Source organism: Phenylobacterium montanum, assembly GCF_018135625.1.
Classification (GTDB): Bacteria; Pseudomonadota; Alphaproteobacteria; order Caulobacterales; family Caulobacteraceae; genus Poindextera; species Poindextera montana.
On record NZ_CP073078.1, the window covers coordinates 5,310,225 to 5,330,505 of the forward strand.

Consider the following 20,281-nt stretch of genomic DNA (forward strand, 5'->3'; position numbering starts at 1 on the left):
GCCCGATGAGTTCGCCCGTGACCGACAGAGCGCCCAGCCGCCAGGAACCGCGCCGCCTGAAGACCCGCGCCGCCCTGATGGCCGCGGGCGCCGAGCTGATGGCCCAGCGCCCGATCGACGCCATTCCGGTCAACGACATCGTCGACGCCGCTGGTGTGGCGAAGGGCAGTTTTTTCAATCACTTCGCCGACAAGGACGACTTCGCCGCGGCGGTGGCGGGCGAGATCCGTGCAGCGATGGAGGCCCAGGTCACGGCGGCCAACCGGGGCGTCGAGGACCCGGGCCTGAGGGTCGCACGCGGCCTCGCCAGCTTCGTCGCTTTCGCCCTGGCCGATCCAAGGGCGGCGCGGATCATGCTGCGCAGCCATGACCGGGCGCTGGGGGCTGGCCACCCCCTGAACGCCGGCGTGCGCGCAGACCTGGAGTTGGGCCAGAGGCGGGGCCGCTTCCGCGCCGCAGGCGTCGAGGCTGGGGTGCTCTATGTCGTTGGGGTCGGCCAGGGCCTGCTGGCGGCAGTGATGGCCGGGCCTATGACGCCGCCCGCCGCGCGCGCCCTCAGCGCCGAGGTGCTGGCTCTGCTGCTCGCGGGATTGGGAATGCCGGCGGGTGAGGCTGACGTGGTCGCGGGCGAGGCGGCCCAGCTGATCGGGGAGGCCTAAAAAGTCTCCAACGCACGCACTTGCCGGCCATCGGCGTCGAAGTTGCCGGGCTGGAGCCAGGCCGCCATACGGCCGCCGGCCTTGGCCCACTCCCTCTCCAGCATGGCGTAGATCGCCGTGTCCCAGGGCGCGCCTTCGACCCAGAGGTTTTCGCGCAGGGTTCCCTCATAGGTGAAGCCGAACCGTTCGGCGGCGCGGCGCGAGGCCAGGTTGTCCGGCGAGCAGCGCCATTCCAGGCGGCGGTAGCCGCAGGTCTCGAACACATGGCGCATGAGGAGAAAGACCGCCTCGGTGCCCGCCGTGCGGCGGGTGATCGCCTGGCCGAAGACGAGGCCGATCTCTGTGCGGCCGGCCTCGGGATCGGTGCGCAGGAGGAACAGCAGGCCGGCGGGCGAGGGGGCCGCGCCGGTCTTGTCCAGAATGGTGAAGAGGGCCATGGCCGGGCTTTCGGCCCTGAGCGCGAGCCAGTCGGCGAAGGCCGCGCGGTCCTGGAACGGACCCGAGGGAATGGCGTCCCACAAGGATGCGTGGGCGCCGACCGCGCTCCACAGGCCTTCGCCATGGCGCCCCACGTCGCAACGTTCCAGGTCGACCGTGCGGCCGGGCAGCCGCTCGGTCCCCAGGGCCGGCCAGCCTTCCCCCACCGCCTATTGCCGGATCACGGCGCAGGCGACGCGCGGGCCGGCTCCGCCGATGGGCTGGGTGGTCTGGTCGTCGGCGCTCGAGTGGATCATCAGGGCCGAGCCGGTGGGGCCCAGGAGCATGGTGCGCCCCTCGGCGCCCTTCAGCGTCACGCGGGTGGAGAAGGCCTCGGCCTTGGCCGCGCCGTCCGGCTGCACGAACAGGTTGGGCAGGTCGCCGTCGTCCGGGCCGCCGGCGGCCAGGAGGCCGTGCGGCATCTTCATGCCCGACATCTGCAGGTGGCCGCCGGCGTTCATGAACTTGGCGTCCGAGCAGTCGCCCTTCTCGTGCAGGTGCATGCCGTGCCAGCCGGGCGTCAGGCCCTTGACCTCGACCCGGATCAGGACGCCGGTCGGGGCCTCGGTCAGCACCGCCGTGCCGACGTTGGCGCCGTCCGGGGTCTTGATGGTGGCGGTGAAGCTGCCCGCAGGCTGGGCGGCGGCCGCGCCGCAGACCGCGGCGGCGAGGAGGGCTGGGAGGGCGAGCCGGGATGGGCGAAGGCGGGCCATGCGGTATCTCCTGCTTGGGGCGGGCCAAGGTGCGCGATCAAGCGGCGTTTGCAAGTCCCGGGCGGCGCCGCGACGCCTGACGCGCGAAATAGGAACGCGCAAATCGCCCAATCGGCCTAAGCCTTTTGCGCCGTCACACCGGGGATGCTAACAGAACGCCATGACCTTTCCGCTCGATTCCCGCGGCTGATTTCCCTTGAGCGATACTCCCACTGACGGCGCTCATCGCGGCGGCATTGCCCCGATCGCGATCGAGGACGAACTCAAGCGCTCCTATCTCGACTACGCCATGAGCGTGATCGTCAGCCGCGCCCTGCCGGACGCGCGCGATGGTCTCAAGCCTGTGCACCGCCGCATCCTGTTCTCGATGAGCGAACAGGGGCATACCCCCGACCGCGGCTATGTGAAGTCGGCCCGCATCGTCGGCGACGTGATGGGTAAGTATCACCCGCACGGGGACCTGGCGATCTATGACAGCCTGGTGCGGATGGCGCAGCCGTTCTCCATGGGGCTGATGCTGATCGACGGCCAGGGCAATTTCGGCTCGATCGACAACGACCCGCCGGCGGCGATGCGCTACACCGAATCGCGCCTGGCCAAGCCGGCCATGTCGATCCTGGCCGACCTGGACAAGGGTACGGTCGACTTCAAGGACAACTACGACGGCTCGGAGAGCGAGCCGGTGGTGTTGCCCTCGCGCATTCCCAATCTCCTGGTCAACGGCGCCGGCGGCATCGCGGTCGGCATGGCCACCAACATCCCGCCGCACAATCTGGGCGAGGTGATCGACGCCTGCCTGGCCAGGATCGACAACCCCGAGATCGGCCTGGACGAGCTTCTGGACATCGTGCCGGGGCCGGACTTCCCGACCGGGGGCGAGATCATCGGCCGCTCGGGCGCGCGCCAGGCGCTGATGACCGGGCGCGGCTCGGTGATCATGCGCGGCTCGGCGACCATCGAGGAGATCCGCAAGGACCGCTGGGCGATCGTCATCTCCTCGATCCCCTACCAGGTGAACAAGGCCGCCATGGTCGAGCGGATCGCCGAGCTGGTGCGCGAAAAGCGCATCGAGGGCGTCGGCGACCTGCGCGACGAGAGCGACCGCCAGGGAATACGGGTGGTGGTGGAGCTGAAGCGCGACGCCTCGGCCGACGTGGTCCTGAACCAGCTCTATCGTTTCACTCCGCTGCAGTCCTCGTTCGGGGTGAACATGCTGGCCCTGAACAAGGGACGGCCGGAGCAGATGGGGCTGAAGCCCCTGATCGAAAGCTTCGTCGAGTTCCGCGAAGAGGTGGTGGTCCGGCGGACCAAGTTCGAGCTGACCAAGGCCCGCGACCGCGGCCACGTCCTGGTCGGCCTCGCCATCGCGGTGGTGAACATCGACGAGGTGATCCACATCATCCGCTCGTCGAAGGACCCGGCCGAGGCGCGCGAACGCCTCACCGACCGCGACTGGCCGGCGGGCGACATGATCGCCCTGATCGACCTGATCGCCGACCCGCGCACGGTGGTGGTCGAGGGCTCGCGCGTGCGGCTGACCGACGAGCAGGCCCGCGCCATCCTGGCCCTGACCCTGTCGCGCCTGACCGGCCTGGGCCGCGACGAGATCATGGGCGAAGCGCGCGAACTGGCCGCCGCGATCCGCGGCTATCTCGACATCCTGTCCTCGCGCGAGCGGATCATGGCCATCGTGCGCGAGGAACTGGTCGAGGTGCGCGCCGCCTTCGCCATCCCGCGCCGCAGCCAGATCGTCGACGGCGACGCCGACGTCGAGGACGAGGACCTGATCGCACGCGAGGACATGGTGATCACCGTGACCCACGGCGGCTATGTCAAGCGCACGCCGCTGGCGACCTATCGGACGCAGAAGCGCGGCGGCAAGGGCCGCTCGGGCATGGCGACCAAGGACGAGGATGCGGTGACCCGCGTCTTCTCCGCCTCGACCCATGCGCCGGTGCTGTTCTTCTCCTCCGGCGGCAAGGTCTACAAGCTGAAGGTCTGGCGCTTGCCGGTGGGCCTGCCCAACTCCCGCGGCAAGGCGTTCGTGAACCTGTTGCCGATCGAGATGGGCGAGAGCATCACCTCGATCCTGCCGCTGCCCGAGGACGAGGCGACCTGGGACAAGCTGGACGTGATGTTCGCGACGCGCAGCGGCAATGTCCGGCGCAACAAGCTGTCCGACTTCGTGCAGATCAACCGCAACGGCAAGATCGCCATGAAGCTGGACGAGGGCGACTCGATCATCGGCGTGGCCCTCTGCACCACCGCCAACGACATCCTTTTGACCACCGCGCTCAGCCGCTGCATCCGCTTCCCGGCGGACGAGGTCAGGGTGTTCGCCAGCCGCGATTCCACCGGCGTGCGCGGCATCCGCCTGGCCGACGGCGACCAGGTGATCTCCATGGCCGTGCTGCACGGCATCGACTTCAGCCCCGACGAGCGCAGCGCCTATCTCAAGCACGCCAGCGCGATGCGCGCGGCCGCCAGCGACGAGGAGGGCGAGACCGCCGCTCCGGTCGAAGAGGAGGAAGAGGCGATCGTGGGCGAGGCCGCCCTGTCGGTGGAGCGCATCGCCGAACTGGGCGCCGGCGAGGAGTTCGTGCTGACCGTGTCCTCGGAGGGCTTCGGCAAGCGTACCTCGGCCTACGAATACCGGCGCACCGGCCGCGGCGGCCAGGGCCTCTTGGCCCACGACCTCAGCAAGAAGGGCGGGCGGCTCGTGGCCTCGTTCCCGGTCGAACAGACCGACGAGATTCTCCTGGTCACCGACCAGGGCCAGCTGATCCGCTGCCCGGTGGGACAGATCCGCATCGCCGGCCGCAACACCTCGGGCGTCACCATCTTCCGCACCGCGGAAGAGGAGCATGTGGTCTCGGTCGAACGGCTGGAGGGCGACGGGTCGGACGGCGAGGCCGCAGCCGAGGACGAGGGTGACGAGGCGTAATCGGATTGACATGCGCCCGTTTTCCTCGTCTAGGGCGAAGGCTGCCTGAAGCAGGAAAACGGGGAACGGCATGGCGCGCGTCGGACTCTATCCGGGCACCTTCGATCCGGTGACCAACGGCCACCTCGACATCATTGGCCGAGCGGTGAAACTGGTCGACAAGCTGGTGATCGGCGTCGCCATCAACCGCGACAAGGGGCCACTGTTCACCCTGGAGGAGCGGGTCGCGATCCTTCAGGACGAGACTGCGCACCTGAACAAGATCGCCGAGGTGGTGGTCGAGCCTTTCGAGAGCCTGACCATGCAGTTCGCCGAACAGGTCGGCGCCGGGATCATCATCCGCGGCCTGCGCGCCGTCGCCGATTTCGAGTACGAATTCCAGATGACGGCGATGAACCAGCAGCTCAATCGCAATATCGAGACCGCCTTCCTGATGGCCGATCCGCGCCACCAGGCGATCGCTTCGCGTCTCGTCAAGGAAATCGCCCGGCTGGGCGGCGACATCACCCCGTTCGTGCCCAAGGGCGTGGGCCAGAGGCTGCTGGCCAAGCTGGGCGTGGCGTAGGACTTCAAAAAGCCGCTCTTCCCGGCGAAGGCCGGGACCCAGATCGTAAAGCGCAGTCGGTGGGGTTCTGGCTGAGCAGCGACCTCGGCATGGCGCCCTATGATCTGGACCCCGGCCTTCGCCGGGAAGAGCGGAATTGAGCGTGATTCAAAGGGCGGGAAAGACGTGGAGACCCTGATGCGGCGTGCGACGATGGCTTTCGTGGGGCTCATGAGCCTGGCGGTCGCGGGCTTCGGCGCGCGCGCCACTGCGGCCGGCTTCACAGCGCCTGGGCCCGGCGACTGGCGGCCCGCCGACGCCGAGAACACCCTGGTGATCGACACCAACCAGGGGCGGATCATCGTCGAGCTGGTTCCCGCGTCCGCCCCCAAGACCGTGGCCCAGATCAAGGCCCTGGCGCGGCAGCACTTCTACGACGGCCTGACCTTCTTCCGGGTCATCGACGATTTCATGGACCAGACCGGCGACCCGAAGAACACCGGCGAGGGCGGCTCCAGCCTGCCCAACGTCCCGGCCGAGTTCAGCTTCCGCCGTGGCCCGGCCGACGGCATGACCGTGGTCGAGCGGCCGCCGGGGCTGGAGTTCGGCTTCATCGGCGCCCTGCCGGTGGCCAGCCAGCCGATCGCCCAGTCGATGATGACCGCGGACGGCAAGGTCACCGCCGGCGGCCTGTTCTGCCCCGGTGTGATCGGCATGGCCCGGGCCAACGACCCGGATTCCGGCAACAGCCAGTTCTTCCTGATGCGCGCCAGCCACGACGCGCTCAATGGCCGATACACCGCCTTCGGCCGGGTCCTCGTGGGCCAGGACGTGGTCAAGAAGATCAAGACCGGCGAACCCGTGCCCGCGCCCCAGGACAAGATGCTGAAGGTGCAGGTCCTGGCCGACATGCCGGCCGGCCAGCGGCCGAACGTGCGCGTCATCGACACGAAAAGCGCCTATTTCGCGGCCCTGGCCGCTCAGGCCAAGGCGGCGGCCGGAGACACCTACTCCATTTGCGACGTCGAGGTGGCCGGCGAGGCTAAGTGACGGCGCTTCGCCGCGCCCCCCAACCTTGACAACCCCCCTTGGCCATGCGCCCTTCCGCGCCTTTCGGCTCAACGACCAGCGACTCCGTTAAACCCATGCACGCCTATCGATCCCACACCTGCGGCGCCCTTCGAGCCGGAGACGCCGGACAGAACGTGCGCCTGTCGGGCTGGATTCACCGCAAGCGCGACCACGGCGGGCTGATGTTCGTCGACCTGCGCGATCACTACGGCTTGACCCAGATCGTACTCTCGCCCGAGACGCCCGGTTTCGACCTGGTCGAGCGCCTGCGCGCCGAGAGCGTGATCAAGATCGACGGCGAGGTGGTGCTGCGCACGGCCGAGACCGTGAACCCCAACCTGCCGACCGGCGAGGTCGAGATTCGGGCGCGCTCGGTGGAGCTGTTGTCGGAAGCGGCCGAGCTGCCGGTGCCGGTGTTCGGCGAGCCGGACTATCCGGAAGATCTGCGGCTGAAATATCGCTATCTCGACCTGCGCCGCGAGACCCTGCACAAGAACATCGTGCTGCGCTCCAAGGTGATCTCCTCGCTGCGCCGGCGGATGATCGACCAGGGCTTCACCGAGTTCCAGACCCCGATTCTGACCGCCTCGTCGCCGGAGGGCGCGCGCGACTTTTTGGTGCCCTCGCGCCTGCATCCCGGCCAGTTCTACGCGCTGCCCCAGGCGCCGCAGCAGTTCAAGCAGCTGTTGATGGTCTCGGGCTTCGACCGCTATTTCCAGATCGCGCCCTGCTTCCGCGACGAGGCCGCCCGCGCCGACCGCTCGCCGGGCGAGTTCTACCAGCTCGACATGGAAATGAGCTTCGTCACCCAGGACGACGTGTTCGCCGCCATCGAGCCGGTGATGCAGGGGGTGTTCGAGGAGTTCGCCGACGGCAAGGCGGTGACCCCGGCGCCGTTCCCGCGCATTCCCTATCGCGAGGCCATCGCCAAGTACGGCTCGGACAAGCCGGACCTGAGAAACCCCCTGGTCATGGGCGACGTCTCCGAACACTTCCGCGGCTCGGGCTTCAAGGTGTTCGCCGGCATCCTCGAGAACCCCAAGGCGGCGATCTGGGCCATTCCGGCGCCGGGCGGCGGCAGCCGCGCGTTCTGCGACCGCATGAACGACTGGGCCAAGGGCGAGGGCCAGCCGGGCCTGGCCTATATCTTCTGGCGCGAAGGCGAGGAGGGCGGCGCCGGCCCGGTGGCCAAGAACATCGGCCCCGAGCGCGCCGAGGCAATCCGCCAGCAGATGGGCCTGAAGGTGGGCGACGCGGTGTTCTTCGCCGCCGGCGAGCCGGACGCCTTCTACAAGTTCGCGGGCCTGGCGCGCACCAAGGTCGGGACCGACCTGGGCCTCGTCGAAGAGGGCCAGTTCAAGTTCTGCTGGATCGTCGACTTCCCGATGTACGAGTGGAACGAGGACGACAAGAAGATCGACTTCTCGCACAACCCGTTCTCGATGCCGCAAGGCGGCCTGGAGGCGCTGAACACCAAGGACCCCTTGGATATCCTGGCCTATCAGTACGACATCGTCTGCAACGGGATCGAACTGTCCAGCGGCGCCGTCCGCAATCACTTGCCCGAAATCATGATGCGCGCGTTCGAAATCGCGGGCTACAGCGCCGAGACGGTCGAGACCGACTTCGCCGGCATGCTGAACGCCTTCCGCTTCGGCGCGCCGCCGCACGGGGGCATCGCGCCGGGGGTGGATCGCATCGTCATGCTGCTGGCCGGCACCACGGCGATCCGCGACGTCATCGCCTTCCCGTTCAACCAGCAGGCCCAGGACCTGATGATGAACGCGCCCTCGGAGGTGCTGGAGAAGCAGCTGAAAGAGCTGCACATCCGGGTGGTCAAGCCGATCAAGGTGTAGCTGTGCGTGGTTCGAGACGCGGCGCTGGGCGCCGCTCCTCACCATGACGACTATTGTGAAATCACAACACACTCAGTCATCCTGAGGAGGCCGCGTAGCGGCCGTCTCGAAGGACGCGCTCCTTACCGCTCCACCACCATCTTCCCCACCGGCGTCAGGGACAGCATCGCCAGCTTCAGGTGCTGCAGGGCGAAGGGGATGCCGATGATGGTCACCGCCAGGCCGACGGCCAGGATGATGTGGTGCAGGGCCAGCCACCAGCCGGCGCAGAGGAACCACAGAACGTTCAGGCAGCCTGAGACCGCCCCGTTGTCCTGGTCGATCACCTGCCGGCCGAACGGCCAATAGCTGAAGCCGGCGATGCGGAAGGCCGCGGGGGTCCAGGGCAGGCCGATCACCGTCACCGCCAGGATCAGGCCGGCGATGAGCCATGCCGTACCGGAAATGAAGCCGCCGAAGACGAACCAGAGCAGGTTGAGGATCAGGCGCATGGGCGGCGGGTCTCGCGGGCTGGAGCGGCCCGCCGATCTGGCCCGACCGGCCGTTCGTGCGCAAGCCCGATACGCATTCACGCCCCCCTGCGAAAGACGTTTCGGGTTTCGCCGAAGTGATCAGGAACCTCTTCCCAAAGACGGAAAATAAGCGCCAACTGAACTGCAAAAGCAGGGTGTCGCCATGAGAAACGGGCCCGCATTGGGAGCAATGTTCGGCATGATCGCAGGTCTTGCGGTCGGCCTTCCGGGACATAGTTTTGCTTTCGCCAGTTCGGGCGCGACCGGCGCCCTGCAGACGGGTTCGGCGCCGATGGTCGCCAGCCCCAACGGGCCGGTGATCGCAACCCCGGCGCCGTTGGCCAGTCCGGTGGCCGCGACAAGCACAACGCCGGACGCAGCGGTGGCGACGCCCGACGTGGCGGGCGGCCCTGAAAGCCTGAAGATGGCGCCGGACCCCACCCAGCGCCTCAGGTTGTCGGTGATGGTCAACGGCCAGGGGCCCTACGACTTCCTGATCGACACCGGTTCGGATCGCACGGTGATCTCCCGGGAGTTGGCTGACGCCCTGAATCTCAAGCTGGGGCCGCACGTGATCATGCACGAGAGCGCGGGGGTGGATAACATCCAGACCGCGATCATCGACAAGCTCGAGATCGGCAATCGTCGCATCAGTCATATCGAGGCGCCCGAGGTGCCCGCAGCCTCGCTGGGCGCGGCCGGGATGCTGGGCGTGGACGCCTTGCGCAACCTGCACATCGTGATGGACTTCAAGGCCATGCGCCTGTCGAGCTCGGAGAGCCGGCGCGAGCCCACCGAAGCTGGCACCATCGTGGTTCACGGGCGCAGCCGATTTGGCCAACTGGTGCTGGTGGACGCGGAGGTGCGCGGCGTGCCGGTGTTCGTGGTGCTGGATTCCGGATCGCAGCTGTCGGTCGGCAATCCGGCCCTGCTGCGCCTCCTGACCGGCCATGTGCTGAAACCCGAGAGCCGGCACGAGGCTGAGATCATCAGCGTGACCGGGCGCAAGATGACCGTCGAGCTCGACGACATCACTGAGGCCCACATCGGTGGACTGGAGATCCGCAACATGCCGCTGGCCTTCGCCCAGCTGCACACCTTCGACCGCTTCGGCCTGGTGGATCAGCCGGCCCTGCTCCTAGGCATGGACGTGCTGCGCCAGTGCCAGCGGGTCTCGGTGGACCTGCGCCGCAAGGAGGCGACCTTTACGCTGAACTAGGCCCCATCCTTCCCCCCAATGCGGGAGAGGGGATTCTTACTTGCACGCCGGGATGTGCAGCCTCCGGGGCAGGGTGGTGGTTTCGTCGCCGCACGCCTTGTTGAGCTGGCCCTGGGTAAGGCCGACGGCTCGGTCCATCTGCGCGCCGGAGAAGTTGGCCCCCGAAAGCCTGGCGCCCGACAGGTTCGCGCCTTCCAGATAGGCTCCGACGAAGGTGGCGTTGGTCAGGTCGGCATTGCGCATATTGGCCCCGCCGAACAAGGCCCCATAGGCGTTGACGTCCCTGAGGTCGGCGCCGGCGAAATTGGACTTGTTGAACACCGACAGGCTGAAATCGCCCTGACGCATGCGGGCGCCGGCGAAGTCGCGGGCGCGGACCTGCTTGTTGTAGAGGTCGATCTGGAACAGGTTGCAGTGCGGGCAGCCCGCGCCGGCCTCGACCTTGGCGATCTCGGCAGCGTTCTGGGCCAGGGCCGGCAGAGCCGCCAGGCTGAGGGCCAGGGCGATGGCGATGGATTTCATCTCAGTGCGTCCGGCGGGCTGCATATCCAGGTCACCATACGGCCCGCAAGTTCGAGGCCAAGCGCCTGTTTGCCCCGAAAGGCGTTTAGGTTGAGTTGATCGGTTCGAAGGCCGCGGGCGGCGGCTCGCGGGGTTGCGGAGGCGAAGGCATGACGGGCGCGGTCATCCTGGCGCGGGCGCAGTTCGCCTTCACCATGGCCTTTCATATCGTCTTTCCGGCCTTTTCCATCGGCCTGGCCAGCTATCTGGCGGTGCTGGAGGGGCTGTGGCTGAGGACAGGGCGCAGCGTTTTTCTGGACCTGTTCCACTACTGGCTGAAGATCTTCGCGGTGGCCTTCGGGGCCGGCGTGGTTTCGGGGCTGGTGATGTCCTACCAGTTTGGGGCCAACTGGTCGGTGTTCGCCGACAAGGCCGGGCCCGTGGTCGGGCCCCTGATGGCCTATGAAGTGATGACCGCCTTCTTCCTCGAGGCTGGCTTCCTGGGCGTGATGCTGTTCGGCCTGCAGCGGGTGGGCAAGGCTCTGCATTTCACCGCCACCCTGGCGGTGGCGATCGGCACCTTCATCTCGGCCTTCTGGATCCTGTCGACCAACAGTTGGATGCAGACCCCGGCGGGATACGCGATCAACGCCCAGGGCCAGTTCGTGCCGGTCGACTGGCTGAAGGTGATCTTCAACCCCTCCTTCCCCTATCGCCTGGTCCATATGGTGCTGGCGGCCTATCTGACCACGGCGCTGGTGGTCGGGGCGGTGGGCGGTTTCCACCTGCTGCGGGACAAGGCCAACCTGGCGACCCGGACCATGTTTTCCATGGCCATGTGGATGGCGGCCCTGGTGGCGCCGATCCAGATCCTGGCCGGCGACCAGCACGGCCTGAACACGCTGCAGAACCAGCCTGTGAAGATCATGGCCATGGAGGGCCATTTCCAGAGCCACCCCCATGGCGCCCCCCTGATCCTGTTCGGCCTGCCGGACCAGAAAGCGGGGGTGATGCGGGGCGCGGTGGAGATCCCCAAGCTGGGCTCGCTGGTGCTGAAGCACGACCCGAACGCGCCGATGAAGGGGCTGGACAGCGTGCCGCGCAGCGACTGGCCGGTCGTGGCGATCCTGTTCTGGTCGTTCCGCATCATGGTCGGATCGGGCCTGGCCATGTTCGGGCTGGGGCTCTTGTCCCTGTTCGCGCGCTGGCGGGGGCGGCTCTATGACTGGGCCTGGCTGCACCGGCTGGCGATCGCCGCCGGGCCGCTGGGCTTCGTGGCCGTGATCGCCGGCTGGGTGACCACGGAGGCGGGGCGGCAGCCCTACACGGTCTATGGCGTGCTGCGGACGGCGCAGTCCGCCTCGCCCCTGGCCTCGCCGGCGGTGGCTGCCTCGCTGGCGGCGTTTGCGGTGGTCTATTTCACCGTGTTCGGGGCGGGGCTGTTCTACCTCTTGAGGCTGATGAGCCATGCGCCGCTGCCGCGCGAACGGGGGCCAGGGCCGGTCGATGTGGCTGGCATCGCGCTCGGAGCGGCGGCGGTTCGGGTGGGAGGCGGCCATGAGCGGTGAGACCTGGCTGGTCGGCGTCTGGGCTGGGCTGATCGCATTCGCCGTGTTCGCCTATGTGGTGATGGACGGCTTCGACCTCGGCATCGGGGTGCTGTTTCCCTTCCTGGGCGCCCACAGCCAGCGCGGCCGGGCGATGAACGCGATCGCGCCGGTGTGGGACGGCAACGAGACCTGGCTGGTCCTGGGCGGCGGCGGCCTGTTCGCCGCCTTTCCGCTGGCCTATGCGATCCTGATGCCGGCGGTCTATGCGCCCTTGATCGCCATGCTGCTGGGATTGGTGTTCCGCGGCGTGGCCTTCGAGTTCCGCTGGCGCACCCTGCGCGGCCGCTGGGCCTGGGACGTGGCCTTCTCGGCCGGCTCGACCCTGGCCGCAGTCTCCCAAGGGATGATCCTGGGGGCGATCCTGCAAGGGGTGAAGGTCTCCGGCCGCGCCTATGCCGGCGGCTGGTGGGATTGGCTGACCCCGTTCAGCGTGTTGACCGGCCTCTCGGTCGCGGCGGGCTATGCGCTCCTGGGCGCCTGCTGGCTGATCCTGAAGAGCGAGGGCGAGCTGCAGGACCGCGCCTGGCGCCTGGCCTGGCGCTGCGCGGCCGCCACGATGGCCGCCATCGCCGCCGTCAGCGCCGCCACGCCACTCTTGAAGGGGGACTATTGGCGCCGCTGGTTCGCCTTTCCCAATGTGCTGGCCACGGCCCAGGTCCCGCTGCTGGTGCTGATCGTAGCTGTTGGTCTATTCGTCAGTTTGCGTCGCAAGGCCGAGCTCTGGCCCTTTCCCCTGGCGCTGGCCCTTTTCGCCCTCGGCTATGCGGGCCTGGCGATCAGCCTTTATCCCTATCTCGTACCCGGCGAGGTCACCCTGTGGCAGGCGGCGGCCCCGACCGCCAGCCTCGGCTTCATGCTGGCCGGCGCGGCGGTGCTGATCCCGGTGATCCTGGCCTATACCAGCTACGCCTACTGGGTGTTCCGCGGCAAGACCGGCGCGGAGGGCTACCACTGATGCGCGCGCCGGCGGGACGGCAATGGGCCTGGTTCGTCGGCCTGTGGGCCGCGAGCGTGCTGGCCGTGGGGCTGACGGCGGGGGTGATGAAGGCGGTGTTTGGGCTGATCTTGCGGTGAGGGGGCTCGCCGGGAAGCGGACTATCCACCCGGCAGACTTGGGTGAATTGCCGCCTTCGGACTATGTAGCGTGCGAGGGTGCATTCAGTCCGGGTTCCCGCCTCCATAGCAGTTCAGGTGAAGCTGACGCCGTCATGATCCGTCGAGATGGAAGATCGCTCCGGGCCCTCCATTTAGCATCCAGCTTGGGAGGTAGGCTGGGCCTGCTGCTGCCGCTCGTCGCGCTTGGTCTCGTGCTCGCGTACGGTTTTGGGCATGTGCAAGGCACACTCCGTATTTTTCTCGCCTACCTGACCCTTACGGTCTTTGCGCTCGCTATTCCGCGAGCGATCCGGCTCGGTCAGACGTTGCGCGTCGGCGAGCTGAAGGTCAGCGGTGTGGTAGTCGAGAGATCGGACGCACCGGTGCGCTTTTGGACCTGGGTCACATACGAAGGTCTATACTTCGCCGTGAATGTGGCTGCGGCCGCGTTCTTAGCTTCCATGACCCTCAGCTCATAGGCATAACGCCCCGGCCTCCGTCCGCTGAGGGTCGATTTCGACCGCTTTGCCCTTCCCCAATACCCGCCGTTCGCCGCCTACCCCATCCGCTCCGGCGCGGCCCCGCAGGTTTCGCAGACCAGCTTGCCTCCATGGCGCGTCAGGGCCAGGTCGCCGCAGGCGGGGCAGACGTCGTGTTCCGGGCTGGCGCCTGAGGCGCCGGGCTTGGCGCGGCCGCCCATGGGCAGGAACACCAGGTTGTCGGGGGCGGCGCCGCGGGAGAAGCCCTTGGAGATGAACTTCGAGGCGGGCAGGGGCTCCGGCTCCTCGCCCTCCAGCTTTTCCTGCTTGCCGTGGCCGAGGCCGTCGGCGTTGAACTCGTCGGGGTCGGCGTTGGCCAGGTCCTGGCGGTCCAGGTAGCTGACCGCAAGCTCGCGAAAGATGTAGTCCAGGATCGAGGTCGCCGAGCGGATGGTGTCGTTGCCGGTGACCCGGCCGGCCGGCTCGAAGCGGGTGAAGACGAAGGCGTCGACGAACTCGTCCAGCGGCACGCCGTATTGCAGGCCGATGGAGACGGCGATGGCGAAGTTGTTCATCAGCGAGCGGAAGGCGGCGCCCTCCTTGTGCATGTCGATGAACACCTCGCCGAGTTCGCCGTCCTCGTACTCGCCGGTGTGCAGATAGACCTTGTGGCCGCCGACGGCCGCCTTCTGGATGTAGCCCTTGCGGCGGTCGGGCAGGCGGCGGCGGGTGCGTTCGCGCTCAACGATCTTCTCCACGACGCGTTCGGCGACGATGGGGGCGGGCGCGGGGCGGCGCGGCGGTTCCTCGGTCAGGGCGGGCAAGTCGAGGGCCTGGGTGGCGGGCGCCGGGTCGCGTTGCAGCCGCACGGCGCGCAGGCCCGCGCGGGCCGCCGCCGCTTGGAGACGCGCGGCGGCAGGCGGCTCGTCGGCCCAGCCGAGGCGCAGAGGCGAAAGGTCGGGCGCGCAGGTATAGGCCTCGGCGGCCGCGGACATGGCAAGGCGCGCCGAGAGGCCGATCTGGTCCGCGCCGGCGAGCAGCGTGCGGGCCTCCAGCGTCAGGTCGCCCTCGCTCAGAGGGCCGCCCAGGACGAAGGCTTCGGCCTCCGCGATCTCGGCGGCGGAGAAGCCGGCCAGGGCCAGGACGTCGAAGCTCGGGTCCGCCAGGTCCTCAGCCGAGGCACCGAGAACGTCTTGGACGAAACCTTCGCCGACGACGGCCGGGGCGAAGGCCTGGCGCAGGCTGGAGACCGAGAACAGGCGCGCCTGCACCGCGGCGATCTCGTGGTCGGTGAAGCCGCGCTCGTGCAAGGCCCTGGCGCCGAGGCCGGGGGCTGCGGCGAGGTCGCGGGCGCCGAACAGGCGGGTTATGGCCGCATCGATGTCCACGCCGAGGCGGGCGAGGCCGCGGGCGGCGGCGGGGCTGAGGGTGCGGACGGCTAGCCCGTCGGCGGTCTCGGCGAGTGTGGCCGGGCCGGTCCAGGGCGCGGCGCCCAGGCTGGCGCCGCCGAGGCGCAGGGAGAGCTCGGCGTCGGCGAACAGGGCGGTGACTTCGGCGTTGCGAAGGCCGGTGCGGCGGGCGGACTTCAGGGTCGCGGTCAGGAGGTCGGCCGCGCCGGCGCCCACCGGCGTCGATCGATCGCAGCGTTTGGCCCGGGCGGCGATGGCGGCGATGCGGGCGTCACGGTCTTGCTCGAAGGCCGGATAGGGGCCGAGGGCGAAGGCGATTTCGGCCGAGGCGGCCAGGCCCGCAGCGGCGGTCAGGGCGAACAGCTCGCCGGCGAAGCGGCGGGCCTCGTCGCTGTCGAAGGCGAGGCCGCGGGCGACCAGCACTTCGGCGAGGCCGCCGAGGGTCAGGCCCAGGGGGCGCCAGACGGTGTCGCCGCGCCGATCGGCGGTCTCCAGGTCGAGGGCCAGGGTCCAGAGGCGCACCTCGGCGGTGAAGGCCTCCAGGTCGAAGATCTCGCCGTTGTCGAAGGCTCGAAGGTCGATGGCCGCGCGGCAGGCGCCTTGCGAACGCGCGGCGGCCTCGGCGTCGGCGGGATCGAAGGCCAGGAACACCCGGCCGGTCTCCCAGCCGGCGGCGGCGGCCTTCAGCGCAGCGGGTTCGGCGGCCTCGACCCCGTCGCGGCGGGCGGCGAGCAGCAGGGCGGGAGCGGGAGCGGCCTCGATCTCCGCCGAAGTCCAGGCGGTGGCGCCGGCGCGGGCCAGGCTGATGGCGCGGCGGATCAGCGCGTCGCCGACCCCGGCCTCGCGGGCGCGGCGGGCGGCGCGGCCGAGGGCAGCGTTGAGGCTGGGGTCCGCGCAGGCGGCGCGCTCGCCCTCGCAGCGGCTGACCGCGTCCATCACCGCCTGCAGGCGCTCGTCATGCGCGGCGGCGGCGTCGGCCACCAGGGCCTCGCGGCGGGCCTCGGCCAGGTGACGCTCGACGGCGCGGGCGAACTCGAAGCCGGTGAGGTCGACCACCTCGGGCTCGGCCGCGGCGCCGGCGGCGGGCAGGGCGGGGGCGGCGCGGCCTTCGATCAGGCTCTCCAGCAGGGCGTCGCGAAAGCGGACGGCGTCGCCGGTCGCAGCGAACACGCCAAGCGCCGCGCCGCGGCCGGCGAGGCGGCTGGCGTAGCGGTCGAAGGCGCCGTCCAGGGCCTCGGCCAGGGCCGGCTCCGCCGGGGGCAAGGGCTCGGATTCGCCCTCGGCGACGATGCCGCCCTGCGCATCGGCCCAGTCCAGCCATGCGTCGATTCGCGCCGAGGTCCAGTCCACGGGGGCCAGGACCTCGGCCACGCCGGCGCCGCGCTCGACCTCGCGCAGGTCGAGGGTCGCTTGTTCGGCGCCGATCGGCGGACGTTGAGACTGAAATCGCATGGCGATCCTCCCCCGTTCTGAGCCAGCCTAGGAGGGCTGACGGCCGGCTTCAATAGATATTGCGGGAGATGGGTGCGCCATCCACAACATCTTGTGTCGGGGGTGCGGCGAAGGTTTCTTCCGGTTCGCTGGACGCGGGCAGGCCCGGCGCCTATATTCACCCCGCGCCGCTTCGGCGCTTTTCCTGTTCGCGGCGGAGCTTAGGCGGCGTGCTCAAAGAGATTTTCACCTGGTGGCAGGGCGCGACCTTCGGCCTGCGCCTGACCATCGCCAAGAACGGCCAGTTCGTCGGCGAGGACGAGTACGGCAACCGCTACTATGAGGCCCGCAACGCCGCCGACAGCTATGACGGGCGCAAGCGTCGCTGGGTGATGTACAAGGGCTATGCCGAGGCCTCCAAGGTGCCGGCCGAATGGCACGGCTGGCTGCGCTACACCTTCGACGAGCCGCCGACCGTGGCCCCGCTGCTGCGCAGGTCCTGGGAGAAGGACCATCTGCCGAACCTGACCGGCACCGCTCACGCCTGGCGGCCGCCCGGTTCGCTGGCGGTGACCGGCGAGCGCCCGGCGGCGACGGGCGACTACCAGGCCTGGCGGCCGGAGTAATCCCATGCGTGGTCAGTGGGTCGAGACGGGGCTTGGCGCGGTGGTGCTGGCCGCGGCGGCCAGCTTTCTGATCTATGCCCTGAGCGCCGGGGCCATCCACACCAAGGCGCACGGCTATGACCTGACCGCGCGGTTCGGCCAGGTCGGGGCCCTGGCCCCGGGCGCGGACGTGCGCGTGGCGGGGGTGAAGGTCGGCACGGTCTCGGCCGTGACGCTGGATTCCAAGACCTTCATGGCCATCACCAGGATGACCATGGACCCCACGGTCAAGCTGCCGGCCGATTCCACCGCCAAGGTGACCAGCGACGGCCTCCTGGGCGGCTCGCACATCGCCATCGAACCCGGCGGCGCCCAGGGCGACATGAAGCCGGGCGACGAGTTTCAGAACACGCAAGGGGCGGTGGACCTGTTCGGCCTGATCGGCCAGTTCATCCGCCCGCAGAGCCCGGCGGCTTCGTCCGCCCCGGCTGCTGCGGCGCCCGCCGCCTCGCCCGCTCCGGCCGCCGATCCCTACGGCGTCCCGGCCAGCAACGGAGGCCACTGAGATGGCGGCGCGCCCGCTGCTGCTCGCCGGCGCCGGGGCCGCCATCGTCCTGGCGCTGGGCGTGGGCGGCCTGGTGCGCGCCCAGCAGGAGCCCGCCGCGCCCGCCGCCCCCAAGCCGGCGGCGGCGCTGAAGCCCGCACAACCGGCGGCCGCCCCGCCCGCAGCCGAGCCCGAGGCGCCAAGCCCCTCGCCGCCGATGGAGGCGGCTTCGAACGACGACGAGGACCAGGGCGAGCCGGCCTCATCCAATCCCGCGCCTTCCAAGCCGGTCGAGCCCTTGAAGCGGCCGCGCTATGCGGTGGCGGTGCTGCAGGCCCTGGACAAGGTCTCGGCCGAGACCCTGCGCTTCGAGGCCCCGATCAACCAGCCGATCCGCTACAAGTCGCTGATCTTCATCGTCCGCGCCTGCGAGACCACCGCGCCCGACGAGACCATCACCGACGCGGTCGCCCACGTGGAGATCATCTCCCAGCCCAAGGGGCCGGACGACCAGCCGCCCCCGCCCGGCAAGCAGGTGTTTCGCGGCTGGATTTACGCCAATTCACCCGGACTGAACCTGTTCCAGCATCCGGTCTATGACGCCTGGCTGATCGCCTGCAAGACGGCCGCGCCGTCCACATAGGCCGGCAGGCGGTAGAAGTCGGCGTCGCGCGCCAGGGCCTCGTCCAACTTCCTGCGATAGAGGGCGCGGGGGATCTCCACCGCGCCGAACTGGGCCAGGTGCTCGGTCATGAACTGGGTGTCCAGCAGGCGGAACTGGCCGGCGCTCAGCCGGGCGACCAGGTGCGCCAGGGCGACCTTGCTGGCGTCGCGAGCTCTGGAGAACATGCTCTCGCCGAAGAAGGCACCGCCCAGGCTGACGCCATAGAGGCCGCCGACCAGCACCCCTTCAAGCCAGCACTCGACGCTGTGGGCCAGGCCCAGGCGGTAGAGCTGGCCGTAGAGGGCCTGGATCGGCGCGTTGATCCAGGTCTCCTCGCGCCCCGGCTTGGCGGCGGCGCAGGCGGCGACCACGGCGTCGAAGGCAGTGTCGATGCGCACCTGGAACACCTCGGCCCGGATGGTGCGGGCCAGGCGGCGGGGGATGTGCACCGTGTGCAGCGGGATCACCCCCCGGTGCTCGGGATCGACCAGGAAGATGCGATCGTCTTCGCGCGCGTCCGCCATCGGGAACACGCCCCGGCGATAGCACTCGATCAGGTCTTCGACCGTGAAGCCCCCTGTCCCTGAAGATCGGGGCACGCGCTCATCCGCCCTGTCGGATCCACTGCTCCAGCCAGTGGATGTTGTACGACCCTTCGATGATGTCCGGCTGGACCAGCAGGTCCTGGAACAGCGGAATGGTGGTCTCGATCCCGTCCACCACCATCTCGCCCAGGCAGCGGCGGGTTCTGGCGATGCACTCGGCCCGGTCGCGGCCGTGCACGATCAGCTTGCCGGCCAGGCTGTCGTAATAGGGCGGGATCGAGTAGCCGGCATAGAGCGCCGAATCCAGCCGCACGCCCAGGCCGCCCGGCGCATGGAAATCGGTCACCAGCCCCGGCGAGGGGGTGAAGGTGCGCGGGTTCTCGGCGTTGATGCGGCACTCGATGGCGTGGCCCTCGAACAGCACCTCGTCTTGGGTGAACGACAGCGGCAGGCCGGCGGCGATGCGGATCTGTTCGCGCACCAGGTCGATGCCGGTGATGGCCTCGGTGACCGGGTGCTCGACCTGCAGGCGGGTGTTCATCTCGATGAAGAAGAACTCGCCGTCCTCGTACAGGAACTCGATGGTGCCGACGCCCAGATAGCCGATGGCCTTGATCGCATCGACCACCACCTTGCCGATTTTCGCCCGGGTGGCGGCGTCGATGGCGGGGGAGGGGGCCTCCTCCATCACCTTCTGGTGGCGGCGCTGCAGCGAGCAGTCGCGTTCGCCCAGATGCACCACATTGCCGAAGCTGTCGGCCACCACCTGCAGCTCGATGTGCCGCGGCCGGCCCAGGTAGCGCTCCATATAGACTGTGTCGTCGCCGAACGCCGCCCGGGCCTCGGACCGGGCGGTGGAGACCGCCTCGGCCAGGCCCTCGCGGTCCTGGGCCACCTTCATGCCGCGCCCGCCGCCGCCGGCGGCGGCCTTGATCAGCACCGGAAAGCCGATCGCCTCGGCCGCGGCGAAGGCCTCCTCCTCGGTCGAGACCCCGCCGTCAGAGCCCGGCACCACCGGAATCCCGGCGGTCTTCACCGCCTGCTTGGCGGTGATCTTGTCGCCCATCATGCGGATGTGCTCGGGCTTGGGCCCGATGAAGGTATAGCCGTGCGCGCCGACGATCTCGGCGAAGCGGGCGTTCTCCGACAGGAACCCGTACCCAGGATGCACCGCCTGGGCCCCGGTGATCTCGCAGGCGGCGATGATCGAGGGGATGTTCAGATAGCTCTTGGCCGCCGCCGCCGGGCCGATGCAGACGCTCTCGTCGGCCAGGCGCACGTGCATGGCGCTGGCGTCGGCCTCGGAGTGCACCGCCACGGTGGCGATGCCCATCTCCTTGCAGGCGCGGATGACGCGGAGCGCGATCTCGCCGCGGTTGGCGATCAGGATCTTGTCGAACATC

19 protein-coding genes are annotated in these 20,281 nt (G+C 69.2%); 12 read left to right on the forward strand and 7 right to left on the reverse strand.

Translation table 11 applies throughout. From position 1 onward, the window contains the following. The first annotated feature begins 17 nt into the window (after nt 1-17). A complete protein-coding gene (locus KCG34_RS24310; protein WP_211938166.1) occupies nt 18-659 on the forward strand; it encodes a TetR/AcrR family transcriptional regulator in 642 nt (213 codons plus the stop codon). Here KCG34_RS24310 and KCG34_RS24315 read toward each other — a convergent pair. Then, a complete protein-coding gene (locus tag KCG34_RS24315; protein WP_211938167.1) occupies nt 656-1,303 on the reverse strand; it encodes a GNAT family N-acetyltransferase in 648 nt (215 codons plus the stop codon). The two genes, KCG34_RS24310 and KCG34_RS24315, sit on opposite strands and share 4 nt — an antisense overlap. A 3-nt stretch (nt 1,304-1,306) precedes the next feature. Beyond that, nucleotides 1,307-1,849: a superoxide dismutase family protein gene (locus KCG34_RS24320; protein WP_211938168.1), complete on the reverse strand. Its 543-nt coding sequence runs from the start codon at nt 1,847-1,849 to the stop codon at nt 1,307-1,309. A 289-nt stretch (nt 1,850-2,138) separates the two neighbouring features. Between KCG34_RS24320 and gyrA the strand changes: the two genes are divergently transcribed. The 4 genes from gyrA to aspS all read left to right on the forward strand — a co-directional run bounded on the left by gyrA (nt 2,139) and on the right by aspS (nt 8,264). Continuing rightward, on the forward strand, nt 2,139-4,793 hold the full coding sequence (gene gyrA, locus KCG34_RS24325; protein ID WP_249138369.1) for a DNA gyrase subunit A: 2,655 nt from the start codon (nt 2,139-2,141) through the stop codon (nt 4,791-4,793). A 70-nt stretch (nt 4,794-4,863) separates the two neighbouring features. Next, complete coding sequence (coaD, locus tag KCG34_RS24330; protein ID WP_211938170.1) at nt 4,864-5,358, forward strand: pantetheine-phosphate adenylyltransferase; 495 nt, start codon at nt 4,864-4,866, stop codon at nt 5,356-5,358. A 177-nt stretch (nt 5,359-5,535) separates the two neighbouring features. Continuing rightward, entirely contained in the window at nt 5,536-6,387 is an 852-nt protein-coding gene (locus KCG34_RS24335) for a peptidylprolyl isomerase (RefSeq protein ID WP_249138144.1), read from the forward strand. Between the two features lie 95 nt (nt 6,388-6,482). Further along, complete coding sequence (gene aspS / locus KCG34_RS24340; protein ID WP_211938171.1) at nt 6,483-8,264, forward strand: aspartate--tRNA ligase; 1,782 nt, start codon at nt 6,483-6,485, stop codon at nt 8,262-8,264. Nucleotides 8,265-8,386: 122 nt separating this feature from the next. Here aspS and KCG34_RS24345 read toward each other — a convergent pair whose 3' ends face one another. Beyond that, nucleotides 8,387-8,755, reverse strand: a complete 369-nt coding sequence (locus tag KCG34_RS24345; protein ID WP_211938172.1) for a YccF domain-containing protein — start codon at nt 8,753-8,755, stop codon at nt 8,387-8,389. Between the two features lie 220 nt (nt 8,756-8,975). Between KCG34_RS24345 and KCG34_RS24350 the strand changes: the two genes are divergently transcribed. Further along, nucleotides 8,976-9,995 (forward strand): retroviral-like aspartic protease family protein, encoded by a 1,020-nt coding sequence (locus KCG34_RS24350; protein WP_211938173.1) that lies wholly within the window; start codon nt 8,976-8,978, stop codon nt 9,993-9,995. Nucleotides 9,996-10,031: 36 nt separating this feature from the next. On the opposite strand, the gene KCG34_RS24355 is transcribed toward KCG34_RS24350, so the two are convergent. Next, a complete protein-coding gene (locus KCG34_RS24355) occupies nt 10,032-10,517 on the reverse strand; it encodes a pentapeptide repeat-containing protein (RefSeq protein WP_211938174.1) in 486 nt (161 codons plus the stop codon). Between the two features lie 149 nt (nt 10,518-10,666). Between KCG34_RS24355 and KCG34_RS24360 the strand changes: the two genes are divergently transcribed. Genes KCG34_RS24360 through KCG34_RS24370 form a run of 3 tightly spaced genes read left to right on the forward strand, consistent with a single transcriptional unit; the run spans nt 10,667 to nt 13,180 of the window. Continuing rightward, entirely contained in the window at nt 10,667-12,064 is a 1,398-nt protein-coding gene (locus tag KCG34_RS24360) for a cytochrome ubiquinol oxidase subunit I (RefSeq protein ID WP_211938175.1), read from the forward strand. Then, nucleotides 12,054-13,061: a cytochrome d ubiquinol oxidase subunit II gene (gene cydB / locus KCG34_RS24365; RefSeq protein ID WP_211938176.1), complete on the forward strand. Its 1,008-nt coding sequence runs from the start codon at nt 12,054-12,056 to the stop codon at nt 13,059-13,061. The genes KCG34_RS24360 and cydB overlap by 11 nt, the downstream gene beginning before the upstream one ends. Continuing rightward, nucleotides 13,061-13,180 carry a DUF2474 family protein gene (locus tag KCG34_RS24370; RefSeq protein ID WP_211938177.1) on the forward strand — a complete coding sequence of 40 codons (120 nt, stop codon included), beginning with the start codon at nt 13,061-13,063 and terminating at the stop codon, nt 13,178-13,180. Before cydB ends, KCG34_RS24370 begins: the two co-directional genes overlap by 1 nt. Nucleotides 13,181-13,757: 577 nt before the next feature. Here KCG34_RS24370 and KCG34_RS24375 read toward each other — a convergent pair. After that, the gene (locus tag KCG34_RS24375) at nt 13,758-16,541 is read right to left on the reverse strand and encodes a TSCPD domain-containing protein (protein WP_211938178.1); all 2,784 of its coding nucleotides are present in this window, start codon (nt 16,539-16,541) and stop codon (nt 13,758-13,760) included. A 209-nt stretch (nt 16,542-16,750) separates the two neighbouring features. On the opposite strand from KCG34_RS24375, the gene KCG34_RS24380 reads away from it, so the two are divergent. From KCG34_RS24380 to KCG34_RS24390, 3 genes are read left to right on the forward strand one after another with little or no spacing between them, the layout of a single operon-like run. Then, nucleotides 16,751-17,146, forward strand: coding sequence for an NADH:ubiquinone oxidoreductase subunit NDUFA12 (locus KCG34_RS24380; protein ID WP_211938179.1), 396 nt, complete (start codon nt 16,751-16,753; stop codon nt 17,144-17,146). 4 nt (nt 17,147-17,150) lie between these two features. Next, a complete protein-coding gene (mlaD, locus tag KCG34_RS24385) occupies nt 17,151-17,690 on the forward strand; it encodes an outer membrane lipid asymmetry maintenance protein MlaD (protein ID WP_211938180.1) in 540 nt (179 codons plus the stop codon). Nucleotide 17,691: 1 nt separating this feature from the next. Next, nucleotides 17,692-18,312: a DUF2155 domain-containing protein gene (locus KCG34_RS24390; RefSeq protein ID WP_211938181.1), complete on the forward strand. Its 621-nt coding sequence runs from the start codon at nt 17,692-17,694 to the stop codon at nt 18,310-18,312. Here the strand turns inward: KCG34_RS24390 and aat are convergent. Together aat and accC are read right to left on the reverse strand one after the other, a co-directional pair. Next, nucleotides 18,264-18,932: a leucyl/phenylalanyl-tRNA--protein transferase gene (gene aat, locus KCG34_RS24395; protein ID WP_512699754.1), complete on the reverse strand. Its 669-nt coding sequence runs from the start codon at nt 18,930-18,932 to the stop codon at nt 18,264-18,266. The genes KCG34_RS24390 and aat overlap by 49 nt on opposite strands. 4 nt (nt 18,933-18,936) lie before the next feature. Next, nucleotides 18,937-20,280 (reverse strand): acetyl-CoA carboxylase biotin carboxylase subunit, encoded by a 1,344-nt coding sequence (accC, locus tag KCG34_RS24400; protein WP_211938182.1) that lies wholly within the window; start codon nt 20,278-20,280, stop codon nt 18,937-18,939. Nucleotide 20,281 lies beyond the last annotated feature (1 nt).

Bases quoted from the DNA above. Each gene is read 5' to 3' on its own strand.
- KCG34_RS24355 (WP_211938174.1), bottom strand. From the start codon at position 10,517: ATGAAATCCATCGCCATCGCCCTGGCCCTCAGCCTGGCGGCTCTGCCG.
- KCG34_RS24360 (WP_211938175.1), top strand. From the start codon at position 10,667: ATGACGGGCGCGGTCATCCTGGCGCGGGCGCAGTTCGCCTTCACCATG.
- KCG34_RS24345 (WP_211938172.1), bottom strand. From the start codon at position 8,755: ATGCGCCTGATCCTCAACCTGCTCTGGTTCGTCTTCGGCGGCTTCATT.
- KCG34_RS24350 (WP_211938173.1), top strand. From the start codon at position 8,976: ATGATCGCAGGTCTTGCGGTCGGCCTTCCGGGACATAGTTTTGCTTTC.
- mlaD (WP_211938180.1), top strand. From the start codon at position 17,151: ATGCGTGGTCAGTGGGTCGAGACGGGGCTTGGCGCGGTGGTGCTGGCC.
- KCG34_RS24335 (WP_249138144.1), top strand. From the start codon at position 5,536: ATGCGGCGTGCGACGATGGCTTTCGTGGGGCTCATGAGCCTGGCGGTC.
- cydB (WP_211938176.1), top strand. From the start codon at position 12,054: ATGAGCGGTGAGACCTGGCTGGTCGGCGTCTGGGCTGGGCTGATCGCA.
- coaD (WP_211938170.1), top strand. From the start codon at position 4,864: ATGGCGCGCGTCGGACTCTATCCGGGCACCTTCGATCCGGTGACCAAC.
- gyrA (WP_249138369.1), top strand. From the start codon at position 2,139: ATGAGCGTGATCGTCAGCCGCGCCCTGCCGGACGCGCGCGATGGTCTC.
- KCG34_RS24375 (WP_211938178.1), bottom strand. From the start codon at position 16,541: ATGCGATTTCAGTCTCAACGTCCGCCGATCGGCGCCGAACAAGCGACC.
- KCG34_RS24320 (WP_211938168.1), bottom strand. From the start codon at position 1,849: ATGGCCCGCCTTCGCCCATCCCGGCTCGCCCTCCCAGCCCTCCTCGCC.
- accC (WP_211938182.1), bottom strand. From the start codon at position 20,280: ATGTTCGACAAGATCCTGATCGCCAACCGCGGCGAGATCGCGCTCCGC.
- KCG34_RS24370 (WP_211938177.1), top strand. From the start codon at position 13,061: ATGCGCGCGCCGGCGGGACGGCAATGGGCCTGGTTCGTCGGCCTGTGG.
- aspS (WP_211938171.1), top strand. From the start codon at position 6,483: ATGCACGCCTATCGATCCCACACCTGCGGCGCCCTTCGAGCCGGAGAC.
- KCG34_RS24390 (WP_211938181.1), top strand. From the start codon at position 17,692: ATGGCGGCGCGCCCGCTGCTGCTCGCCGGCGCCGGGGCCGCCATCGTC.